This window comes from Cellulosimicrobium sp. MI9406, assembly GCF_040595865.1.
GTDB lineage: Bacteria > Actinomycetota > Actinomycetes > Actinomycetales > Cellulomonadaceae > Cellulosimicrobium > Cellulosimicrobium funkei.
The window spans coordinates 78554-99595 of sequence record NZ_JALIZI010000002.1 but is presented as its reverse complement, the minus strand read 5'-3'; the positions used below and the strand labels follow the sequence as shown (position 1 = coordinate 99595).

Below are 21042 nucleotides of genomic sequence, written 5' to 3'. Positions count from 1 at the left end.
CCCTCAGCGAGGAGAGAGCTGATGAGTACGACGAGAAGACCTGCCCTGTGGCGACGTGTCGCATCGACGACGGCCGTCACGGCTCTCGTGTGCAGCGGCGCCGTGCACGCAAGCGCCGCCCAGACCGCCAGCCCGGACGGCGCTGCTGCACCTGTGACAAGCAGTGCCGTGGTTGCGGGAGTCGATGGCTTCCCGGGCGCGCCGTCCCCCTGGGGCGACCTCGACTGGCGTCAACGCGCGCTCGACTACGACGCCTACGTGTACGACTGGACCGACCGCGGCGTCTACACCACGATCCGCGAAGACAGCCACGCCCTCAACATGCCCGAGGGATCGACGACCTACTCCATGCCCGCCTACTACGGAGACACCCGGACGGTGAGCGGGGTCGGACACCAGGAGGCGGTCACCCTCATCGCCTCCGTGGTCGGAGCCACGCTCGTCGGAGTCGACAAGTCCGACCAGGACGGTCGCGACTACGTCGACATGCTGCGGACCTTCTTCCACCCCGACCTGGGGGTCGCGAGAAACACCCCCGCGTCGGACGCCGCAGACCCGGCCGCCCCCGGCGGCAAGAGCATGTGGTACGCCACGACTGCCAACGTCCTGTACTCCATGCTCGCCGCGCAGTATCCCGAGGCGACAGACATGACCACCATCCAGCGCTCCATCGCCGATCACCACTACGAGATGCTCGTCGCCCTCGGAGGCCCGCAGGCCGACCTCACGATGCAGGACTTCGACTTCGCCACCATGACGAAGATCACCGGTCGCAACGAGGGCGGGGACACGGCGGCCGGAACCGCCGCGATCCTGCTCTGGGCGCACCACGCGTTCGGCGACCAGAAGTACCTCGACGGCGCGATCTGGGCGATGGACTATCTCGAGCGCGAGAAGAACATCTACTATGAGATGCTTCCTCTGCTCGCCCCCTACGTCGCCGCCCGGCTCAACGCTGAAGCAGGCACCAACTACGACGTCACCAAGTACTTGGCCACCCTGCGCGCAGGCACCGACGTCCGCGGGGGCTGGGGCACCATGGAAGGCACGTGGGGTGGGTACGACGTCTCCGGCCTCAGCGGATCGCGTACCGACCTGAACGGCTACGCCTTCGCGATGAACAGCTTCGCCACCCCCTGGCTCGCGGCAACCGCGCGCTACGACACCCGCTACGCCGACGCGGTGGGCCGCTGGATGCTCCAGGTGTACAACGCCAGCCGGTTCTTCTACGCCGACCAGATGCCCGTCGACGCTCAGCAGCACGGGAACCGGTTCGTCGACGACCCCGCGCACGTCATCGCTTATGAGGGCATCCAGCACCGCGGCCCTGCCGGTCTGCTGGCTACTGCCGACACGTACGATCGGGCCGACGGCTGGGGCCTCAACCCGGAGACCACCCAGCTCGGCATGTACGGGTCGAGCTGGGTCGGTTTCCTCGGAGGCACCCTCAGCGCCACGAACGTCGAGCGGGTGCTGCGCACCGACCTCGACGCCCTCGACCTGTACGCGCCCAGCCCGTACCCCACGGCGCTGTATTACAACCCGCGCGAGGACGACGCGGTCGTCGATGTTCACCTCGAGTCGGAGGGTGCGCGCGATCTGTACGACGCCTTGACCGGGCGTGTGCTCATCGAGGACGTCTCCGGCGTCGCTCAGGTGACTGTCCCCGCGGGCTCGTCGCTCGTGCTCGTTGAGGCTCCCACGAACGCTGAACGTGACGTCGACGGGGCAACCACGACTCTCGACGGTGTTCCCGTGCGGTACGACACGGACCCGCAGCGCGACGTCGCGCTCACCGGAACCGCCTCCGGCCCTGGCTCGGAGCCCGGCGCAGCCATCGACGGGTACAGCGCGACGGCGTGGGTGACGGACAGCGCGAGCGAACACACGCTCGAGGTCGACCTCGGCACCCGACGCCCGGTGAGCGAGGTCACGCTAGACTGGTCGACCGCTCCCAGAGGAGTCGTCACGATCGAGACCTCTACCGACGGGACCACCTGGGCTCTGGCGGCGAACGCCGAGTCCGTGTCCGCCTCCGGCGTGTTCTCGCTCACCCCGCGTGGCGCACGGTTCGTGCGCGTGCGTGTTGCTGCCAGCACAGGAGACGAGCAGGCCCTCGCCTCCATGGAGGTCCGATCCCGCGACGTGGCTCGCGGTGCTCCCGCCACGGCAAGCAGCACGGCCAACGCCATCAATGTCGTCGACCACCTCACCGACGACTCGCCCTGGACCCGCTGGGAGTCGCAGGCAAGCGACCCGCAGCACGTGCAGGTCGACCTCGGATCCGTCCGCCAGCTCGGGTCGGTCGTGCTGCGCTGGGAGACCGCCGCCGCCAAGGCGTTCCAGGTCCAGGTCTCAGATGACGGCACGGACTGGCGCACCGTGGCGAGCGAGAGCGACGGGAAGGGCGGATCCCAGGTCGTCTCCCTCGACGGAGGCGCCGAGGCTCGGTACCTCCGTGTGGTCGGGACACAGCGGCTCACGCAGTGGGCGTACTCGCTCCACTCCCTCGAGGTGTACGCACCAGAGGGGCACACCGGGGGCCCGCAGCCCGAGTTCGTGAGCGCCGAGACGCAGGTCCGCTGTCTCGCAGGACGGGCGTATGTCGCCGTCCGCGCCCGGTCGGTGGCCACGGAGCAACTGACGATCGAGCTCTCGACCCCGCATGGCAGGATTACGCGCGAGGTTCCGGTCGGTGGGAACGCGTACCAGTCGTTCGCCACCCGCCTCAACGAGGTGCCGGACGGAACGGCACGCGTGACTGCTCGAGACGCGTCCGGTTCAGAAGAGGTCCTGAACGTGCCGTACACGGCAGCATCCTGCTCATGAGTCGTGGGCGGGGTCCGAGACTGGCACGACCCCGCCCACGACGCGAAGGATCTCGCGAGTGCGAGTCCCTCGGCATACCTGCATTTGCCCTCGACGGCGGCGGAGACCGCCGAGTAGGGCGTGTGCTGACCAGGGGTAGCAGTTAGGGCGCTGAGAGACCGCCTGAAGGCGTTTCGCCCGCGACCCTGCAAGCACCGCTCGGCGCCGTGCCGGCCACTGTGTCTTCTCCAAATGGCTCCACGACACCGAGATCTGCTTCGGGCGCAGGACGGCGGCGGGCACGCCAAAGCGTGGGTGCTCAAGGGCAGTCCCAAAAGGCAGTGTCTTCAGCGAGCGAGTGAGTTGTGGGGTCGTGGTCTCGCGGAGGTGTTGGACGGGGCCGCGGGGGGGGGAGTACGGACATCCTGGAGCGCCGCTTCGGTGCTGGGTGAGCGGCCCGCGCGCCGGGTCAAATATCGCGGTAGCGGTGCTGGCTGTGCTTGGGCGCTGTTGGGGCGTCGCTGTGATCCGGCGCGGGTGGGCTCGATCACGAACGGGGTCCGCCCGGCGCGGCGGTCGGCCGCGGCGTAGTGGGTCAGTACGCTTGCATGCCCGTGAACAATCGCCCGTACCAGACCAAAGTCATCACCCCAGCTGCGGTGTACGTCGGCATCATCCTCCTAGCGCTGGGACTGCTCGCCGCGGCGTTCGACGGCGGCGCGGGCCCGCTGCTCATCATTGTTGGTGCCGTCGTCACGATCATCGGGTTCGTAACCCGTGCGCGACGTCGACGCGAGGCGCTCGACTTCGAGGTCCAGTTGATGCTGCAGGCCGCGGACGACCCCGACGACTGACGCAGAAACTCTGCACCTGCGGCTTCGACTGTGGAGCTCAGTGGCTGGCGAAGGGATCGGGATGCCGCCTGGGCCCTTCGTCGTGTTCAGGCGGCGGAGGTGGACGCGCCGCCGAGTGTCATGAATCCGTGACAATGTCGCTTGTCGCTGCACTGTGACAGCCATGCCTCCTGTCTCTGGTCATCTCCAACTTGGGGCCGCGCTGCGCGAGCGGCGAGAGCGCGCCGGACTGACCCGGCCGAGCTCGCCGCGCGCGCCAACGTCTCGCGAGCCTTCGTTACCGAGATCGAGCGCGATCGGCGCCCGCGTGCGGAGCTCATGCGCGTCCTGTCGGTCATCCGCGCGCTTGACGCCGACATCATCTTCGTCGACCGCGACACGCGCTCGGTGGCGTATCCCCTCACGGAACCCAGAGCGGGCGTAACCACAGCCGACCAGCCCGACGCCTGTCAGTCGATTTCCCACAACTTGCATCGACGTCGCAGAACTGACGGCGGTCTCAACTCACCAACGCACCACAAGGGTGGATGATGCGTGGTCGTGGAGGTCGGCATGGGTGTGCTGGCGTCGCTGCCAGCGGCAGTACAGGACGTCGTGTGAAAGGCGTAGCGCGCGAGCGAACCCCTCTGGTGGATCGCCGATCGGGCCGGACTCCAGGAGCACCACGTGCGCCGCGACCTGCTGTGCCACGGCGGAGTGCGGCCCTCTCTTCCGAGACGGTCGCCGCGGCACCCTAGATCACGTGAGCGGGAAGAGATCTCGCGTGGGATAGTGACTGGCCTGTCTGCCCGGGTGATCGCCGAAGGGCTGGGTCGGTCGGCATCAGAGGTTTCGCGCGAGATCGCCCGCAACGGCGGCCGCGACACCTACCGTGCGATGCGTGCGGACGAGCGCGCCCACGTGGAGGCCAAGCGTCCGCGGCTTCCACGTCTTGCCGGCGATGAGCAACTGCGCACCGTGGTTCTGTCGCGGCCCGATCTGGACTTGTCCCTGCAGCAGATCGCGGCGTGGCTGCGTCGTGAGCACCCCGATGAGCCGGGTATGTGGGTCTCGCACGAGACGATCTACCGCGCGGCGTACCAACAAACCGTCGAGGTCTCACCGGCCGTAGGGAAGCGCGCAACGACTCGCCCGCCCTCGTCGAGCCCGTCACCTGACGCGTCGGCACCGGACGTGTGTTTGCGACGATCCCGGTTCACGGTGGTGTTCTAGCACCGACGGAGAGGGTGCCCCCGTGGCTGTGACAAGCGAGGTCTAGCACCAGGACGAGCAGTGGCACGTTGGTCGGCAGAGTGAGCGTGAGCCGTTGTGGAACCACACGACGAAGGACGACGCCGTAGCCGCCGGACGCGCGGCCGCCGACCGCGAGAGCGCCGAGCTCGTGATCAAGAACCTGGACGGGAACGACCGTTCGCAAGGACTCCCGCGGGCGCGACCGGCACAACATCCCAGGATGAGTCGTGGTCGACGCGAGGACGATGTCGTACGACGTCGGCCCCAAAATCGGCTTCCTCGGCGGAGACATCACCTCCGACCTCGTCAACACCCCCCGCCTACGCGGATACGAACGCGCCATGCGCGAGATGCGCCTCGAACCCCACATCGCACACGGCAACTCCCTCTACGAGTCGGCGCCAACAGCCCTCGCGACCCTTCTCGCCCGCGAGCCGGCCCTCACCGCCATCTTCGCTCTCAGCGACGAGATGGCCCCTACGCAAGATGGGGGGACTGGCGGTCGAGCGACTCCTGGGAACAGGGCCCAGCACCCGCGTGCTCGACCACCGCATCGTCGAACGCGGGAGTGTTCACGGCGCGGTCGGAGACCCGCAGGTAACGCCGAGGCATTAGGCTTCCAGTAAGCAGGGCGGGTGAATCCGTCAGAGACCGGGGTTGACGCGCTCGCCGGCGGTGACGGTGTCTACGAGCGCGACGCCGCCGTGGAGACAACCTCTGGACGCCGCGAGGCTGTGCCCCGAGCTCGCTCGGCTCCTCGCCGGGCTGCGAGAGGTCACCAGCTCGACGAAACAATGCGCTCAAAGCTCTCGGTGTACGCACGGATGGCTGCCTGTGCGCGCTCCACGCTGCCGCCGAACAGCCCGGCCTGGAGCGGAGGCCAGGCGTGCTGTTGGGCGGTCAGTTGGCGTGTGAACTCCTGCAGTGAGGTGACGTACCCGTGCCGTGCGCGCCAGGTCGAGCGGCCGAACCAGTGGGCGGAGGGGCGCCACCCGTTTGCGGCTTCGTTCGCGCGGTCCTGGTCGAGCAGTCCGAGGACGATCTCCGTGCGGTCGAACTGCCGGTCGTACAACGCCTCGTCGGGGAGCTGCTCGCTGAAGACCGGCTTGAGGATGCTGTGCAGCCATTCCGCAACCGGTGTGTGGAACTTGCCGACCCGCTTCTTCTCGAACGCTTCGAGCGCGACAGTTGACGTCTCGCCTTCTCGGGCGACGCGAGCGAGCACGTGGGGGACGAGGTCGGGACCCTCGAACGGCAGGTACGGGTAGATGGCGCTGACGAGGGGAGTGGGGGAGTCGCGCCGTGACTCTGTGACGACCATGTCCACCAGAAGGGTCTTGAGGTTGTCCCAACGGTCTTGACTGGCAGCCGAAAGCCCTGCAGTGAACGTCACGAACAGGAGCGGGAGTTGCCGGAGTCCGAGCAGGGCGGTGTTGCCTCCGAGGACCCGGTTGGACTCGCTGTGAACGCGCTGGATGGCAGACGTCCAGGGCGCGAGAGCCGTCTTGTCGGCCCAGCGGGCGGCGACTTGGAGCGTCGCGCACAGCGGCTCGGTGAGTGCCCAGTAGCGTGTCGCCGTGTCGACCACTTCGGCGAACGCCTCGGGGCCGTTCGTCACGGCGAGGCTCAGAGGGAACCGGGTCTCGTCCTGCATCGCTTGAACCAGTCGGCTTGTCTCCGTTGTTACCAGATCGTCGAGAGCGATGCGACGGCTGGGATTGGGCAACATCTCCTTCGTAAGGCGGCGAAGTTGGGCCGGCCTCGCGGACGAGCCGGCCGCTTCGATGGATGCCAGCGTTGTCGCTTCGTCGGCGGTCGAGTCGCCCATGACCCGGTGGATAGTGGTGACGAGTGCAGCGGCCTGGGCGGCGTACTGGTCACCGAAGAGATCAACCCGGTTGATGTCATCGAGGGTTCGGCCCGCGCCCAGGTCCATGAGCGGCACGTCGCTGTCGTCGAACCGGACCGGCACGAGCCATGGGCGCCCGTACGCACGTAGGCGGTACTCCTCGACGGCCAGAACAAGTTCCTCGTTCATGTAGGACTTGTCTCGAGCGCGCGACTTCTCGGAGAAGCACGCCAGGAAGACGAGAGCGCCGTCCTTGATGGCCTGACGGATCTTCAGCCGCCATGCGTCTCCTGGTCCGAGCGAAGTTCGGTCCCGCCAATACGGGATCTGCGCTGCGTCGAGAATCGCGCACAGTTGGTCAACCTCGCGGGAGTTCTCCTTGACGTAGGAGATGAAGACCCTCTTCGCGTCTGCCATGGGCGCGAGTGTACGAGCATCCTGGCGCCGCGCGTTTGCGCCTCCGCCGTACGACGCGGTCGCGCCGGTGTTTCCACGTCCCGCCCGATCACCGACGGTTCGCCGCAAGAGCGTTGTGGGCAAGCAGCAACGACTTACTTCACGCTCGGGTGATGTGATGCCGAGCGCAGCGGGAGCGGATTCACCTAGTGCATGGGAGGGGCTACAGCGAGAAGTCGCTCTGGGTGAGCGAGAGATCGAAGAGCCGCCCGGTATGCGCGACATCGACGCCTAAGGAGGTGGGAGGCCGTCAGTTGCGAGCAGGGTCGCGCTGAGAACGGGTGAAATTCGTTCCCGAAGGCGGCTGCTTTCCGCTAGTTTCGGCCGCTTCGGCAGGATTGAGGACGTAGGCCTCTGATTCGTCGCTTGTGCGGTCCACTACGGTGAGCGCGCAGATCGAGGTCGAGCGTGCCGGTTCGTGCCGGTGCGCGGGTGAGAAGCAGAGGGACGCAGCGTGGCGAAGAGGTCGAGCAGTGGGGGCGGGTTCGGTGCGATCGTCGCCGTGCTGATCGCGCTGGCGGTGGCGTACTACGTGATCGCGTGGCCCTACCAGCTCGGGGCCCGGATCGCGGTCGAGATGGGCGCCGGACTGCCCTCAACCCAGCGCTCTGTTCTGGCGTGGATCTTCGAGATCCTCTATCTCGGGGTGCTCGCCGGGGTGGGGGTGCGGTGGTTGTGGGTGCGGTACCGGACCCCGGACGCGTTGCCGCCCTTCGACCACGACGCGACGAGCCAGGTCCTGGCGATGATGGACGGTCGCACCGCGCCGTTCAGCGACCCGCGGGTGCCCGGGTCGGAGAGGGTCCGCGGCGGGTTCTCCGACGTGCGCCTGGTCGAACCGCGCGGACGTGTCGGAGCGAAGACTCCTACCGTGGTGTCCACGGGGACGTTGCTCCTCACAGACAAGGCGGCTAGGTTCGCCGGGACTGACGGTCGCACCTGTGTATGGAAGTGGACTGCGGTCAACCGCATCGAGTCCGAGGCCGGGTTCGTGAACCTGCCGGTGTCGACGCGGATGAAGGACTGCGGTGTGTCGTTCCCCGCGGCCCAAGACGCAGCCGGTCACGCGGCACTGGTGTGGTCCACCCGCATGGCGCAGGGCGCTGGCCCGGACGAGCTGGGTCAGATTGCGCGGAACCTTCGCACCACCGCGGCCGCCGTGAAGGCGCGGGCCCAGGCCCAGCCGGCGGGTCCGAAGCCTGTGCCGCGCCGCGTGCTCGGCACGGCCATTGCCGCGGTCGCGGCCACGGCACTGGTGTCGACGGGTGCGGTCGCGGTAGGGATCGGCACGGCACCGCCCGCGCCCACCGGTGTGGTCGGAGTGAACCTGGGCGGCGACGTCGCCGAGGATCCGGGCGAGTCGGTGGACGAAGCCCTGGTGGACACCGAGGAGGCTGCGGTCCCCGGCACGGACACCGCGACCGCGGAGCCCGTGGAGGCGGCCGAGCTCGACGCCGCGATCACGACCGCGTGGCAGAGCACGGCTCTGGCGGCGCTGGGCACGCTCGAGGTCAAGGGCCGCGCGCCCAAGACCGGGTATGACCGGGAGGCGTTCGGGCCGGCGTGGGCGGACGTGGACCGCAACGGTTGCGACACCCGCAACGACGTCCTCGCCCGCGACCTGGAAGGCGAGACGTTCAAGCCCGGGACCCACGACTGCGTGGTCCTGACCGGGACACTGGACGACCCGTACACCGCGACCACGATCGCGTTCCAACGAGGCAACGCCACGTCCAGTGCGGTCCAGATCGACCATGTCGTCGCCCTGTCGGACGCGTGGCAGAAGGGCGCCCAACAGCTCGACCGCGACACCCGCCAGGCGTTCGCGAACGACCCGCTGAACCTGCTCGCAGTCGACGGGCCGACGAACCAGGGCAAGGGCGACGGGGACGCCGCGACCTGGCTGCCCCCGAACAAGGCGTTCCGGTGCGAGTACGTCGCCCGCCAGGTCGCGGTCAAGGCCACCTACAAGCTGTGGGTCACCCAGGCCGAGCACGACGCCATCGCCCGCATCCTCACCACCTGCCCCGACCAGCTACTGCCCGCAGCCGACGGGGCCGTCGGCTCCTACGTCCAGGTCGAGGTCGCCGCCGAGCAGCCAACACCCGAACCCGAACCCGCGCCCGACCCGGTAGTCGCGCCCGAACCCGAGCCCGCACCGGTCGTCGTCCCCGACCCGGCCCCGGCACCGCCGCCCGCACCCGCACCGCAGCCCGAACCAGAACCCGCACCCGTGTTCTACAAGAACTGCGACGCCGTTCGCGCAGCAGGTGCCGCACCCATCTACGAGGGCCAGCCCGGGTACTCCCGCAAGCTCGACCGTGATGGTGACGGAGTCGGGTGTGAGTAGGCCACAGCTCCGTGCGTCCGTGAGCGCACGACAACCGGATAAGAGAACGAGGGAGGCAATGTGGCCCGCGTGAGCTTCAAGGTCGCACCAGGCGTGCGGATCAGCGCGTCGAGCAGGGGTCTGCGCACCAGCGTCGGTAACTCAAGAGCGCGTGTTTCGGTCGGGGGAGGGCGCACCTACACCTCGGCGAGCATCGCCGGGGTGCGCGTCTCGCAGTACCACTCCTCGGCTTCGCGACCGGCCCGGCCGCGAGTGAGCGCAAGCCAGCTTGAGCGCGAGACGCAGGCTGAGGAGATCGCGCAGATCGAGCGCGCGCTGACGACCCTGCACCTGGAGGACTTTCCACACTCGAAGCCACCGCAGCTTCCGTCCCCGACCCCGGTCGACGTCCAAGCGCTCGTCACCCGACGACGCAAGGAGTCCGTCTCAGGCATTGGGTTCTTCAAGCGTGCCGCTCGCCGCGCTGCGCAGGAGCGGGCGGAACGCGACGCCCGACATGAGGCTCAGCAGCAAGACGCAGCAAACCTCGAGGAGCACCGCACCCGTCAGGCCCAGGCTGAGTCGTTCTGGCAGCGGCTGGTCGCGCACGAGAGCGAGGCTGTGCTGGTCATGCTCGACGGCGTCTTTGCGGACAACGCTTCCGAAGCGACCTGCGTGGACGCGGGCACCGACGAGGGAAAGCGGTACGCGACAGTTGTGGTCGTCTTCCCGTCCGCCAACAGCATCCCCGAGCGCACCGTCGCGCTCACACCGGCAGGCAACACCACGACGCGCAAGCGCACCAAGAGCGACCGCAACGCACTCTATGTACGGGCGCTCGGCTCAACAGTGCTCGCCACCGTCAAAGAAGCGTTCGCCGCAGCGCCGTCCCTCGACGAGGTCCGCATCGTCGTGCTCCGCAAGGACCCCGACGCGCTCAGCCCGTCCGGCTACCTCACGGTCATCTACACCGCCGAGTTCGGTCGCGAGCGAACCCAGTCGCTTCCGTGGGCTCAGCTCGACCCCGCGGAGACCCTGCTCGCAGCCGACGATGCACGGCTTCGACGCAAGGGAGCTGCTGGGGACGTGATCCCGGTGGAGGTGGACGATCCGGCCCTCTCAGGGCTCGTCGCGATGTTCGCCGACGCGATCCGCACCGCGACATGAACACTCCGCGGCGCAGACTCGAAGGCCCTTCCGGGAATCCACCCGAGATGTCAACTGGGTGTAATACGCGCCGCGTCGCAGTCACACCGGCTGCGGCGCTGATGTACGGGTCCCGAGAACCGTCCCGACCTCGGTCTGCGGGCGAGTTTGCGGACGCAGTGTCCGCACGGAGGGTACCGGCTTCGCGGCGACTTCAACCGGGCATAACATCACATAAGGTATTATGTCGGCGCGCTGCCGTAGTCAGTCGTGCTGTGCATCGCCGAGTTCTTCCGATGCCGCCGAGTTCTTTGCGCGGCGACAGGATGTGCTGACAGACGCTGGCTTCGTCGCCGCTGATGCGATCCGACCGTCCGTGGTCGCATCACCCGCTCTCCACCTTCTGAGGGTCATCGAGGGCGGATCCCTTGATGCTGCGGGGGCTCGTGCCTTGGGCCTCTTCTCTCGCGCTCGGTTGGTGAGCCGCGAGGGGGGCGCCTTGCGACTCGATGCGGAGGTCGAAATGGCAGTGTCTTCAACGAGCGAGTGAGTTGTGGGGTCGTGGTCTCGCGGAGGTGTTGGACGTGGCCGCGGGAGGGTGGGTCGCGCGTACGGACATCCTGGAGCGCCGCTTTTGGTGCTGGGTGAGCGGCCCGCGCGCCGGGTCAATATCGCGGTGGCGGTGCTGGCTGTGCTCGGGGCGGTGTCGGGGCGTCGCTGTGATCCGCCGTGGGTGGGCTCGATCACGAACGGGGTCCGCCCGGCGCGGCGGTCGGCCGCGGCAGCCCGGCCACTGCGAAGGCGGCCTCGTCATGGGCAGCGCCCCAGCGCGGTCGCGACGCTCGTCCAGCGCACCACCCGTTACCTGAAGATCGTGCCCCCGCCTGACAGGACTGCTCAACGTCCCACCCGGCATGGGCAAGTACCTGACCTGGGACCGCGGACGCGAGATGGCCGACCACCCCTTCCTCAGCGCGCTCATCGATGCCCCGGTCTACTCTTGCGACCCTCGACCTGGACGCCTGCCCCCACGACCTTCGTGCCGGCGACCTCGGTCCCGGCGAGGTCCTGTGCTGCGCGGCGCAGGTCGCCCGGCGCGAACGCTGCCTCGACGACGGTCAGCTCGGTGCTGGGGACGATGTGGGTCGGCAGGTCGCCGAACCAGGTGACCGCGAGCTCGGTGCGGTCGTCGGAGATCGCCACGGCGCCGAACCGGTCGTCGTCGGCGTAGGTCGCCTGGATCCGCTCGGCCTCGGCGGCGAGGTCCTCCGGGATGGGAGGGAGGGTGAGTCGGTCCCGGAGGGTGTCGGGGTCGATCGCGGAGTCAGGGTCGGGCCCTGCGGGCGTGTCGGGAACGGGCGGGGGGACCGCTTCGCCTGCTGCTGCGGACATCCCGCCGAGGCCGAGGGCGGCCGTGGCGAGAAGCGCAACCCCTGCGCGGCGCAGTCTGGTGCTCATTGCTCTCCTTCGAGTGTGAACTGGACCTGCTTTCCGTCGATCTCGACGGTCGTTGACTCGCTCACCGGATGTTGATCCGGAAGTTCGACGACCTGGCTGATGGGCTCGTAGTTGGCGGCGCACTCGGTGTTCTTGCTGGGGGCTGTGGTGACCTCGATCGTGGATGGGTCGGCCCACCGCACGGACTGCGGGACGCGGACGCACCCTGAGCTGCCCCACGAGATGACGGTCAGGAGCGGCGGGGTGGTGCCCGCGTCCAGGAGCGCGTTCGTTGCCCCCTCGGGCGGCGGCTTGACGTCGGCGTCGACGGCCGGGAAGGAGTCGACGACGATCGACTCCTGGGAGGGCGAGGCGCCTGGCGAGTCTGTGGTCGCGCACCCCGTGAGCGCGACCAGCACAACGATCGCTGCCAGCCAACGTCGGCCCATGTGGCTTCGCCCCCTTGCGCACCCGCGTCGTCGTCGCGAAGACCTTCCCAGAACTGGGGGGAGGACTTCAAGGGCTCGTCAAAGCAGCGCGGCAGAGTGTCGAAGGCGCGACGGCTGAGAGGGACCTGGGGCGCGCTCCGCCCTGCGGCACGGGCGTCCGAAGCGGGCTGGCGTGGGCGGGGGTGTCGCGAATGCTTGACCTGCGGAAGTGGTTGAACGTGAACTCACCCTGTGACTTGAGTCACGAACGGCGGTTACTGCGAGCATTCCATCAACCCCTCTGCCAGCCTCGGTCACGAGTTCGCCAAGGGGGCAACTCATGAACGCAGGGAGCACGAGTTGAGAACACGCACGTACGCCCGTCCGGTCACCGCGGGGATCCTCACCGCAGCACTGGTCGGCACCGGCCTCACCGGCGCGATCGCCGCCGAGGATCCCACCGAGTCCACCGCCCAGCTCATCGCCGACGTCGCGCCCGACCAGGGCCAGGTCGTCGCCGGGGCGCTGCAGAACGGCGCTGTCACCACCCAGGCGCAGGACACCGCCGCCGTCATCTCGCTCGACCCGAACCAGCCGATCACCCTCGGCACCGGCTCGGAGGGCATCCAGGTCAACCTGCCCGAGGAGATCGCCGTCGCCGACGGCAAGGTCGCCTCTGACGGCACGGTCGTCTACCAGGCGACCGACGGCGGCGCCGACGCTGCCGTCCAGGCCCTGCACGACGGCTCGGTCCGCGTCCAGACCATCACCCCGGACGCCTCCGGGCCGCACGAGTTCACCTACACCTTCGGCGACGGCGCCCAGATCGTGGACACTGCGGACGGCGGCATCGCCGTGGTCACCGACGCCGGCGACGGCACCTTCACCGCGGCCGTGCTCGAGGACGCCTGGGCCCGCGACGCCTCCGGCGCCGAGGTCGCCTCCCACTACGAGATCGACGGCGACGCGCTCGTCCAGGTCATCGAGCCCACCAGCCAGACGGCCTACCCTGTCGTGGCTGACCCGAAGTGGAAGTGGTACGCCGGGGCCTGGTCAGCGAAGTTCAACCGCTCCGAGACGCGGCAGCTCGCCGTCGCTGGTGGCGCCGCTGCCATGTGCGGAGCGCTGGCTAAGATGGCGCCGAACCTGGCGGTCATCTGCGGGGTGTACGGCGGGTACATCTTCTCCCAGGCCGCGATCGCGAACACCAACAACGCGTGCATCGCGATCACCGCGACGCCGCCGCCGCTGGTGTTCCGGTACAAGGACAACGACTGCAAGTAGCAGGAACTGAGGAGTAGGACGTCATGGCGTACATCGCAGCAGCACTGTTCGGGGCGAGCGTGGGCCTGCTTCTAGCCTTCGGGGCTCCGCCCCGCCGCGGGTCACTTCTGCAGTTCACGGCCGCGGTCGTTGTGCTCCTCACAGGAGTGGCCACGGCTGTGTGGGAGCTTCATGCCCCCGGTGGCGTCCTCGCCGTCCTCGCCGTGGCGGTGTTCGCCGGCCTCATCCTGGGCGGCGGGCTTGCGTGGGACGACCACCCGCTCCTCGCAGGGGCCGGGTACTGGTCCCGGGTGTGGACGGTGTTCTTCAACCAGAGCCGCCTGCGTCAGTCCTGGCGCCAGAGCGTCGAGCCCGCCGAGAACGCGCAGACCTCCCTGCCGGGCTGAGCCCGGCACCCACAGACCGGTCCTCGCCCTGCCGGGCGAGGGCCGTTCTGTGTCCACGGGCCCACGCCGCCCGCTGCCGCACATCGGTGCGGCATGAAATCAACGGACGGCCTGTTGAAGGTTGCAACTGGCGGAATGGCGCGCTTTTCGACGCAAGGCGCGAGCGATCAACGTGACACTCGTCGACTAGGGCGCGTCTCCCAACTCTGGCGTGAGGCTCACGGCAGACTCGCGGTCGTGAGTCGGTTTCAGGTGTTGACTTACGAGCAGTGGGAGCGGGTTGATCCGTTGCTGCCGTCGAACGCGGGCAAGGTGGGGCGCCCGTTCGGTGACCACCGCACGGTGGTCGAGGGCATCGCCGATCGGTACCGGACCGGGATCCCGTGGCGTGGCTTGCCGCGGGAAGTCTTCGGGCCGTGGCAGACGGTGTGGAAGCGACACAAGACGTTCGCCGACGACGGCACCTGGGACCGCGTCCTGGCCGCACTCATGGCTGAAGCAGACGCGGCACGTGAGATCGACTGGATTGTGTCCGTGGACTCGACGATCAACCGAGTTCACCTGCACGCGACGAACACCAGGCGCCCGGAGCAAGACACAGGGGGCGACCTCGAATCACAAGAGGCGTCGCGAGGACGCCGTCCACAACGAACCCGCAGGCCAAGACATCGCCCGGTCTAGTGGTGTGCTGACAAGCAAGATCCACCACGCGGTCGAAGGACGTGGACGTCAGCTCGCCGTCGAGGTCATGCCCGGACAGTCGCACGACGGACGGGCGCTACGACAAGCACGCCGTGATCTACCGAGGGGCGAGGTACTTGCCGCGATCGTGGCCTGGCTGCGCACGTCGTGACCTGTGCTCAGCGCTCGCGCGGGTGCCAAGTCGACACCTCACCACCCGGAGCACAGACGATGCGGAGCCCGTCGTCGGAACTGATCTGCCAGGCCTCGTACTCGTCGTCGGGGTCGACTCTGAACCCGATCTCGGTGGAGAAGCGCAGGGTGAGACTGCCCCAAGACACACCGAGGTCAAGCACAGGCCGACCGAGGCACGCGAGCAGGGCCGTGGAGACCTGCGGGTCGGTCCACTCATACGCCGCGACTTGATCTCCAGCACCGGAGACCACGCGAACGACTGACTGTTCGACGTGGACCTCGTGGCGGACCGAGGCGGCGTCTTCACCCCAGAACGAGAGCCGGACGCCGTTGACCGCGATCGCGAACTGCGAGAGTAACGCCAGAGCCCGGCCCAGGTCGCCCCTGCATGTCGACCAGAATCGCATGCTCCACCAAATTGGGGCTCACCCGGAAGTAGTCCTCATCAGTGCGCAACTTCAGGCCACCGTCCGCAGGGGTGGCCCGCAGCCTCGAACGGCTCAAGAACTCCTTCGGACGGCCGCCCCACAACCACGACGGCACGCGTGCAATCACCATGACGGCACAGCGTGCAATGAACTGCCGACACTGCGCTGAGCGTACGGTTCACCCGATTGCGACGGGCCAGGTCGGTGGGAGTGGTCGAGCGGAGACTCCGTGGACTATGGCTGATCGCGACCATGCGTGAGGACATGCGAGTCGCCATCCCCGCGGCCGCATGGTGCGATCCGACGGAACGAATCTACCGCCAGGGGGCACAAGGTACAAGTTCGGCGCGCTGCCGAAATCGGTGCACGCGTCTCAAAGACGTGTGGGTTGGAGCCGCAGGTGGATGGATGGCGCGCGTCCAATCGTGTCCGGGCGAGTTGGCCGAGCGCCCAGCCCGCCGGAGGGTTGGCGTGAAGTTCACGGTCGTCGCCGCGTTCTCCTAACCTGACCGATGGGATCGTGCGCGTGTGTGCCCGCGAGGTTCCCTCCGGACGCCAGCGTTGTTGTTGCAAGCGACAAGGTCAGAAGGCTGCCTGGGGAGGGATCGATGTCGGTGGGCACACGAAAGGCGCCCCGCGTGGACACGCGAGAACGGCCCCTGCGCCGCGTTTCCGCATTTCAGAGGCCTTTTTCACAGCTTCCGGAGAAGGCGTGAACCCCCGGGGCGCGTTTCCCACTCAACGTCGAATCGGAAGCGAGAAGCTGGCGGGTCGAGGTGTGAGGTTAGTTGCCTCCGGCGAGGAGGTTCTGGAGTCGATCTGCGGCTCCTTGGTGCGCGTCGGGCATGAGGTGCGCGTAGGTGCTCAGGGTGATCGAGGCGCTGGAGTGTCCGAGGCGCTCCTGGATGATCTTGATGTCGACTCCTGCCGCGAGGAGCAGTGAAGCGTGGGTGTGCCGCAGGTCGTGGACGGTGAGGTCCGGTAGTGGGATGTTGGGGTGCGCGGTTCGGTAACCCGCCTGGGCGCGTTTGAATGCGGAGAGCAGTGCGGACTGGCTGGGTGAGCGGCCGCTGCGAGGCGGGAAGACGAGGTTGTGGCGCCGACTGCCGATCAGTGTCGAGGTGGTGTCCCGTTGCCGCATGAGGAGGGCGAAGTGCTTCCGCGCTGTGGGCTCGAGTTGGACCGTTCGGAGGCGGCCGTGCTTGGTCGGCCCGATCTCTGTGCGTTGTCCGTTGGGTAGGGATTCGTTGTACCGCAGTGCCTGCTTGACGGTGAGGCTGCCCGTCGTGAGGTTGACGTCTTGCCACTCAAGGCCGAGGAGCTCGCCCGAGCGCAGTCCGGTGAGCGCGAGGATCCACCAGGCGCGCGCCCACTGCTGGTCCGTTCGGACCGCCCAGTCGCAGAACGACATCATCTGGTCCATGTTCCAGACGGCGAAGGGCTTAACGCGACGTGCCTGCGGGCCGCGAGGTCGCCCCGAACGCCGGTTCGACGCCGGGTTGCGTGTGATCAGGCCGTCGTCGATTGCGGCTCCGAAGATGGTCACGAGCCAGCCGCTGTATCGGGCGACCGTGGAGGGCGCGAGCTTGCCGGCCGTGTACTTGGTGGTCGCCTTGCGGCCCGTGCCGTTCTCCAGCGCGCGGTAGCACGCCGCGAGGTCGGAGGGGAGGACCTGCGCCATCTGGAGGTTGCCGATGTGTGGCTGCACGGCGTTGATGACCCGTTGGACGTAGACGCGGGTGTTGGGCGACGGGAAGTGGTAGCCGGCAAGCCACCGACGGGCGTAGGAATCGAAGGTCGTACGGCTCTGCGCGGTCGTCGTCCTGCCGTCGGAGACGAGCACCAAGTGCTTGAGGAGCGCAATGCGGGCCTCAGCCTGAGACGCGAAGCCACCCTTGCCGACGAGGCGCTTCCCGAGGTGGGGGTTCATGGGGTCCTTCGGCTCGTACCACTGACAGCGCCAGCGGAGCTGGCCGTTGGCGAGGCGGTACGAGCTGATGGAGCCGTCGCCCTTGCTTCGGCGGGTCATGCCAGACCCCCCTGGGTGATGGCGGGGGGACTCGGGAGGGGTGGCCGGGATGGTGAGGGGTTCATGTCCCGTAGATGTGCGGGGTGCCGTGGGGGCGCACCTCTCGTCGCTCTATGCGCCTCAATGCGGCTAGGGTCGGTCGTTGCACGGTTCGTTGCATGACCACTGATGGAGATCACTCTTGTCCTCTCGTACTGACGGTATTTCCGCAGGTCAGCGCTCTATCGGGTTCTCTGGCGGCCTACCGTTGCCTGAGGCAACTTTGTGGGACATGGACGGGACGCTCGTCGACACCGAGCCCTACTGGATCGCGGCGGAGCACGAGCTCGTCGCCGCGCACGGCGGCACGTGGACGCACGAGGACGCGATGTCGCTCGTCGGGAACCCGCTGCGCGAGTCGGCGCGCATCCTGCGCGAGCGCGGCGGCGTCGACCTACCGGTGGACGAGGTCGTCGCGTTCCTCATCGGGCGCGTGATCGAGCAGGTGCGCGTCGAGGTGCCGTGGCAGCCCGGCGCGCGCGAGCTCCTCACGGCGCTGCGCGAGGCTGGCGTGCCGTGCGCGCTCGTCACGATGTCCTACCGCGAGCTCGCCCAGCCCGTCGCCGAGATGGCGCCGCCGGACGCGTTCCAGGTGCTGGTCTGCGGCGACGAGGTCGAGCGCGGCAAGCCCGACCCGGAGCCCTACCTCCTCGCCGCGCAGCGCCTGGGCGTCGACGTCACGCGCTGCGTCGCGATCGAGGACTCGCCCGCGGGGATCGCCTCGGCCCGCGCCGCGGGGGCCGCGACGCTGGGCGTCGAGGCCGTGGTCCCGGTGCTCCCGGCACCGGGCCTGAGCCGGACGCCGTCGCTCGAGCTCGTCGACGTCGCGCTCCTGTCGCGGCTCGTCGCGGGCGACGTCGTCGACCTCATGGAGGACGACGCCGCCTGAGGCGCCCGGACGGCCTGCCCGACGGTGCGCGGGCCGTCGGGACGGACCCGCCGAGCGCATAGGCTCTCAGGGTGGACGGACCCGAACCTCGAGCACCCCGCACGCCCGCACCGCCAGGCCCGCGCACGAAGGGCTGGGTGATCGGCCGCGTCGTCGGCGCACCGGTGATCCTCACGCCGTCGTGGTTCCTCGCCGCGGCGATCCTCACGGTCCTGTTCGCGCCGACGGTGCAGCGGCTCGCCCCGCACCTCGGCCCCGAGATCTACCTCGTGTCTTTCGCGTTCGTGCTGCTGCTGTTCGCGTCCGTCTTCCTGCACGAGGTCGCGCACGCGCTCGTCGCGCGCGCCCGGGGCCAGCACGTGACCGAGCTCGCGGTGACGCTCTGGGGCGGCCACACGGCGTACTCCGGGACGTCGGCGCGCCCGCTCGACGGCTTCCTCATCTCGGTCGTCGGCCCGCTGACCAACCTGGCGCTCGCGGTCGTGTTCTGGGTGACGTTCCAGGCGCAGCCGACCTTCTCCGTGCCCGCCCTCCTGCTGTACGCGGCCGCGTTCTCCAACGCGTTCGTCGGCTTCTTCAACCTCCTGCCCGGCCTCCCGCTCGACGGCGGCCAGATCCTCGAGTCCGCCGTGTGGGCCGCGACCGGGTCGCGGACGAAGGGCACGGTCGCAGCGGGATGGGTCGGGCGCGCGGTCGCCGTCGGGGTCGTCGCGTGGGCGCTCATCTGGCCGCTGACCTACGGCGGACGGCCGGACCTGTGGACCGTCGCCTGGGCGGCGCTCATCGGGGCGTTCCTGTGGAGCGGTGCGGGGCAGGCCATCACCGTCGGGCGCACCCGCGAGGCGGTGTCCGGGCTCACCGTCCGCAGCCTCGCGCGCCCCGCGGTCGCCGTGCCGTCCACGGCGACGGTCGGCGCGGTCGGGCGCTCGGTGGCCCTCGCGGGCGGTCCGCACGTGGTGGCCGTCCTGGTGGACGGCGCAGGCAGGCCCCTCGGGTACGTGGATCCCGCCGCCGCTGCGGCCGTGCCGCCCGACGCCGCGGAGACGACCCCGGTCGGCGCCGTCGCCGTGCCCCTGCCCGGGGCCGCGACGATCGACGCCCACAGTGCGGGGCAGGACATGCTCGCCGAGCTCTCGCGCGTCGGGCGGGACGCGGCGGTCGTCGTCGTGACCGACGGCGGCCGTGTCGTCGGCGCGCTCGAGGTCGCCCGGGTCGTCGCGGCGCTGCGGGACGCCCGACGCGGACGGTGACCGGCGCGTCGTCCGCGCGCGCGACCGACCGGCGTCGGGCGCCGGGCGGGCGGCCCGTAGGATGGTCGCCCGTGACCTCCGAGCCCGCCACCACGCCCGGCCACCCGACCCCGCAGCCCGGTGGGGACGGCGCAGCCGCCCCCGCGCACGGCGCGTCCGACCGCCCCGGTGCGACGGGCGCGGACGAGCGCCGCGGCCCGCTCCGCGTGGGGGACAAGGTCCAGCTCACGGACCCGCGCGGTCGCCTGCACACCATCACGCTCGCGCCGGGCGCGACGTTCCACACGCACAAGGGCTACCTGCGGCACGACGACCTCATCGGCCGCCCCGAGGGCAGCGTCGTGCGCAACACCGCCGAGATCGAGTACCTCGCGATGCGCCCGCTCCTCGCGGACTACGTGCTCTCGATGCCCCGCGGCGCGGCGGTCGTCTACCCGAAGGACGCCGGCCAGATCGTCGCGATGGCGGACATCTTCCCGGGCGCGCGCGTCGTCGAGGCGGGCGTCGGGTCGGGCGCACTGACGATGTCGCTGCTGCGCGCCGTCGGCGACGCGGGCGAGCTGCACTCGATCGAGCGGCGCGAGGACTTCGCCGCGATCGCCCGCGGCAACGTCGAGACGTTCTTCGGCGGAGAGCACCCGGCCTGGACGCTGTCCGTGGGCGACCTCGCCGACGTGCTCCCGACCGTCGCCGAGGACGGCACGGTCGACCGTGTCGTGCTCGACATGCTCGCGCCCTGGGAGAACCTCGACGTCGTCGCGCGGGCGCTCGTGCCCGGCGGCGTCCTCGTGTGCTACGTCGCCACGACGACCCAGCTCTCGCGCCTCGCTGAGGACCTGCGGGCCGACGGCCGCTACGCGGAGCCCGTCGCGTGGGAGTCGATGGTGCGCGGCTGGCACCTCGAGGGCCTCGCCGTGCGGCCGCAGCACCGCATGATCGGGCACACCGGGTTCCTGCTCACCGCACGGCGCCTCGCGGACGGCGTCGCGCCGCCCGAGCGCAAGCGCCGCCCGGCCAAGGGCGCGTACCCGACCGACGCGGAGCAGTGGTCGCCCGAGGAGCTGGGCGAGCGCCCGGTCTCCGAGAAGAAGATCCGGCGCGTGCGGCGCGACGTCGGCCAGGGCCCCGAGCAGACGACCGGTCCGGGCGCCGAGCAGAGCACGGACCGTGGCGCGGAGCACGGCGTGCAGCAGGGCGCGGACGAGGCCGGCGGGGCCCCCGACGTGTCGGGCGCGTGACGGTCCGGTAACGATCGGGGCGCCGCCGTCTCACCCTGGGTGTCGTCCGTGTGCACGGGCGAGACTTGTGCCTAAGGTCTACA

The 21042-nt window shown here is 69.3% G+C and carries 15 protein-coding genes and 2 pseudogenes; 12 read left to right on the top strand and 5 right to left on the bottom strand.

What is annotated here, in order from left to right:
• Positions 1 to 21: 21 nt before the first annotated feature.
• The 4 genes and pseudogenes from MT994_RS03570 to MT994_RS03555 all read left to right on the top strand — a co-directional run.
• Positions 22 to 2829 carry a discoidin domain-containing protein gene (locus MT994_RS03570; RefSeq protein ID WP_354805152.1) on the top strand — a complete coding sequence of 936 codons (2808 nt, stop codon included), beginning with the start codon at positions 22 to 24 and terminating at the stop codon, positions 2827 to 2829.
• A 593-nt stretch (positions 2830 to 3422) separates the two neighbouring features.
• Positions 3423 to 3662 (top strand): hypothetical protein, encoded by a 240-nt coding sequence (locus MT994_RS03565; protein WP_354805150.1) that lies wholly within the window; start codon positions 3423 to 3425, stop codon positions 3660 to 3662.
• A gap of 666 nt (positions 3663 to 4328) precedes the next feature.
• A complete protein-coding gene (locus tag MT994_RS03560) occupies positions 4329 to 4874 on the top strand; it encodes a helix-turn-helix domain-containing protein (RefSeq protein ID WP_354805148.1) in 546 nt (181 codons plus the stop codon).
• 61 nt (positions 4875 to 4935) lie between these two features.
• Positions 4936 to 5496: pseudogene (locus MT994_RS03555) on the top strand (DUF2188 domain-containing protein); the annotation flags it as partial.
• A 174-nt stretch (positions 5497 to 5670) separates the two neighbouring features.
• Here the strand turns inward: MT994_RS03555 and MT994_RS03550 are convergent.
• On the bottom strand, positions 5671 to 7161 hold the full coding sequence (locus MT994_RS03550; RefSeq protein WP_354805147.1) for a toll/interleukin-1 receptor domain-containing protein: 1491 nt from the start codon (positions 7159 to 7161) through the stop codon (positions 5671 to 5673).
• Between the two features lie 541 nt (positions 7162 to 7702).
• Here MT994_RS03550 and MT994_RS03545 point away from each other — a divergent pair.
• Positions 7703 to 9550: a DUF1524 domain-containing protein gene (locus MT994_RS03545; protein ID WP_354805146.1), complete on the top strand. Its 1848-nt coding sequence runs from the start codon at positions 7703 to 7705 to the stop codon at positions 9548 to 9550.
• A gap of 69 nt (positions 9551 to 9619) precedes the next feature.
• Positions 9620 to 10696: a DUF4236 domain-containing protein gene (locus MT994_RS03540; protein ID WP_257419222.1), complete on the top strand. Its 1077-nt coding sequence runs from the start codon at positions 9620 to 9622 to the stop codon at positions 10694 to 10696.
• A gap of 957 nt (positions 10697 to 11653) precedes the next feature.
• Here the strand turns inward: MT994_RS03540 and MT994_RS03535 are convergent.
• Together MT994_RS03535 and MT994_RS03530 are read right to left on the bottom strand one after the other, a co-directional pair.
• On the bottom strand, positions 11654 to 12133 hold the full coding sequence (locus tag MT994_RS03535) for a hypothetical protein (RefSeq protein WP_354805144.1): 480 nt from the start codon (positions 12131 to 12133) through the stop codon (positions 11654 to 11656).
• Entirely contained in the window at positions 12130 to 12561 is a 432-nt protein-coding gene (locus MT994_RS03530; RefSeq protein WP_257419224.1) for a hypothetical protein, read from the bottom strand. The genes MT994_RS03535 and MT994_RS03530 overlap by 4 nt, the downstream gene beginning before the upstream one ends.
• 339 nt (positions 12562 to 12900) lie before the next feature.
• On the opposite strand from MT994_RS03530, the gene MT994_RS03525 reads away from it, so the two are divergent.
• The 3 genes and pseudogenes from MT994_RS03525 to MT994_RS03515 form a co-directional block, all read left to right on the top strand.
• Positions 12901 to 13824: a hypothetical protein gene (locus tag MT994_RS03525; protein WP_354805142.1), complete on the top strand. Its 924-nt coding sequence runs from the start codon at positions 12901 to 12903 to the stop codon at positions 13822 to 13824.
• Positions 13825 to 13847: 23 nt separating this feature from the next.
• The gene (locus MT994_RS03520; protein WP_257419480.1) at positions 13848 to 14210 is read left to right on the top strand and encodes a hypothetical protein; all 363 of its coding nucleotides are present in this window, start codon (positions 13848 to 13850) and stop codon (positions 14208 to 14210) included.
• Positions 14211 to 14447: 237 nt separating this feature from the next.
• A pseudogene (locus tag MT994_RS03515) lies at positions 14448 to 14982 on the top strand (IS5 family transposase); the annotation flags it as partial.
• A gap of 88 nt (positions 14983 to 15070) precedes the next feature.
• Here MT994_RS03515 and MT994_RS03510 read toward each other — a convergent pair.
• Positions 15071 to 15493 (bottom strand): DUF6188 family protein, encoded by a 423-nt coding sequence (locus MT994_RS03510; RefSeq protein ID WP_354805140.1) that lies wholly within the window; start codon positions 15491 to 15493, stop codon positions 15071 to 15073.
• An 805-nt stretch (positions 15494 to 16298) separates the two neighbouring features.
• Positions 16299 to 17543 carry a site-specific integrase gene (locus MT994_RS03505; protein ID WP_354805139.1) on the bottom strand — a complete coding sequence of 415 codons (1245 nt, stop codon included), beginning with the start codon at positions 17541 to 17543 and terminating at the stop codon, positions 16299 to 16301.
• Between the two features lie 271 nt (positions 17544 to 17814).
• On the opposite strand from MT994_RS03505, the gene MT994_RS03500 reads away from it, so the two are divergent.
• The 3 genes from MT994_RS03500 to MT994_RS03490 all read left to right on the top strand — a co-directional run bounded on the left by MT994_RS03500 (position 17815) and on the right by MT994_RS03490 (position 20959).
• Complete coding sequence (locus MT994_RS03500; protein WP_354805138.1) at positions 17815 to 18471, top strand: HAD family phosphatase; 657 nt, start codon at positions 17815 to 17817, stop codon at positions 18469 to 18471.
• 71 nt (positions 18472 to 18542) lie between these two features.
• The gene (locus MT994_RS03495; protein ID WP_354805136.1) at positions 18543 to 19721 is read left to right on the top strand and encodes a site-2 protease family protein; all 1179 of its coding nucleotides are present in this window, start codon (positions 18543 to 18545) and stop codon (positions 19719 to 19721) included.
• A 206-nt stretch (positions 19722 to 19927) separates the two neighbouring features.
• A complete protein-coding gene (locus MT994_RS03490) occupies positions 19928 to 20959 on the top strand; it encodes a tRNA (adenine-N1)-methyltransferase (RefSeq protein ID WP_228485415.1) in 1032 nt (343 codons plus the stop codon).
• Positions 20960 to 21042: the final 83 nt, after the last annotated feature.

Bases quoted from the DNA above. Each gene is read 5' to 3' on its own strand.
- MT994_RS03550 (WP_354805147.1), bottom strand. From the start codon at position 7,161: ATGGCAGACGCGAAGAGGGTCTTCATCTCCTACGTCAAGGAGAACTCC.
- MT994_RS03500 (WP_354805138.1), top strand. From the start codon at position 17,815: ATGGACGGGACGCTCGTCGACACCGAGCCCTACTGGATCGCGGCGGAG.
- MT994_RS03530 (WP_257419224.1), bottom strand. From the start codon at position 12,561: ATGGGCCGACGTTGGCTGGCAGCGATCGTTGTGCTGGTCGCGCTCACG.
- MT994_RS03535 (WP_354805144.1), bottom strand. From the start codon at position 12,133: ATGAGCACCAGACTGCGCCGCGCAGGGGTTGCGCTTCTCGCCACGGCC.
- MT994_RS03520 (WP_257419480.1), top strand. From the start codon at position 13,848: ATGGCGTACATCGCAGCAGCACTGTTCGGGGCGAGCGTGGGCCTGCTT.
- MT994_RS03510 (WP_354805140.1), bottom strand. From the start codon at position 15,493: ATGCGATTCTGGTCGACATGCAGGGGCGACCTGGGCCGGGCTCTGGCG.
- MT994_RS03570 (WP_354805152.1), top strand. From the start codon at position 22: ATGAGTACGACGAGAAGACCTGCCCTGTGGCGACGTGTCGCATCGACG.
- MT994_RS03505 (WP_354805139.1), bottom strand. From the start codon at position 17,543: ATGACCCGCCGAAGCAAGGGCGACGGCTCCATCAGCTCGTACCGCCTC.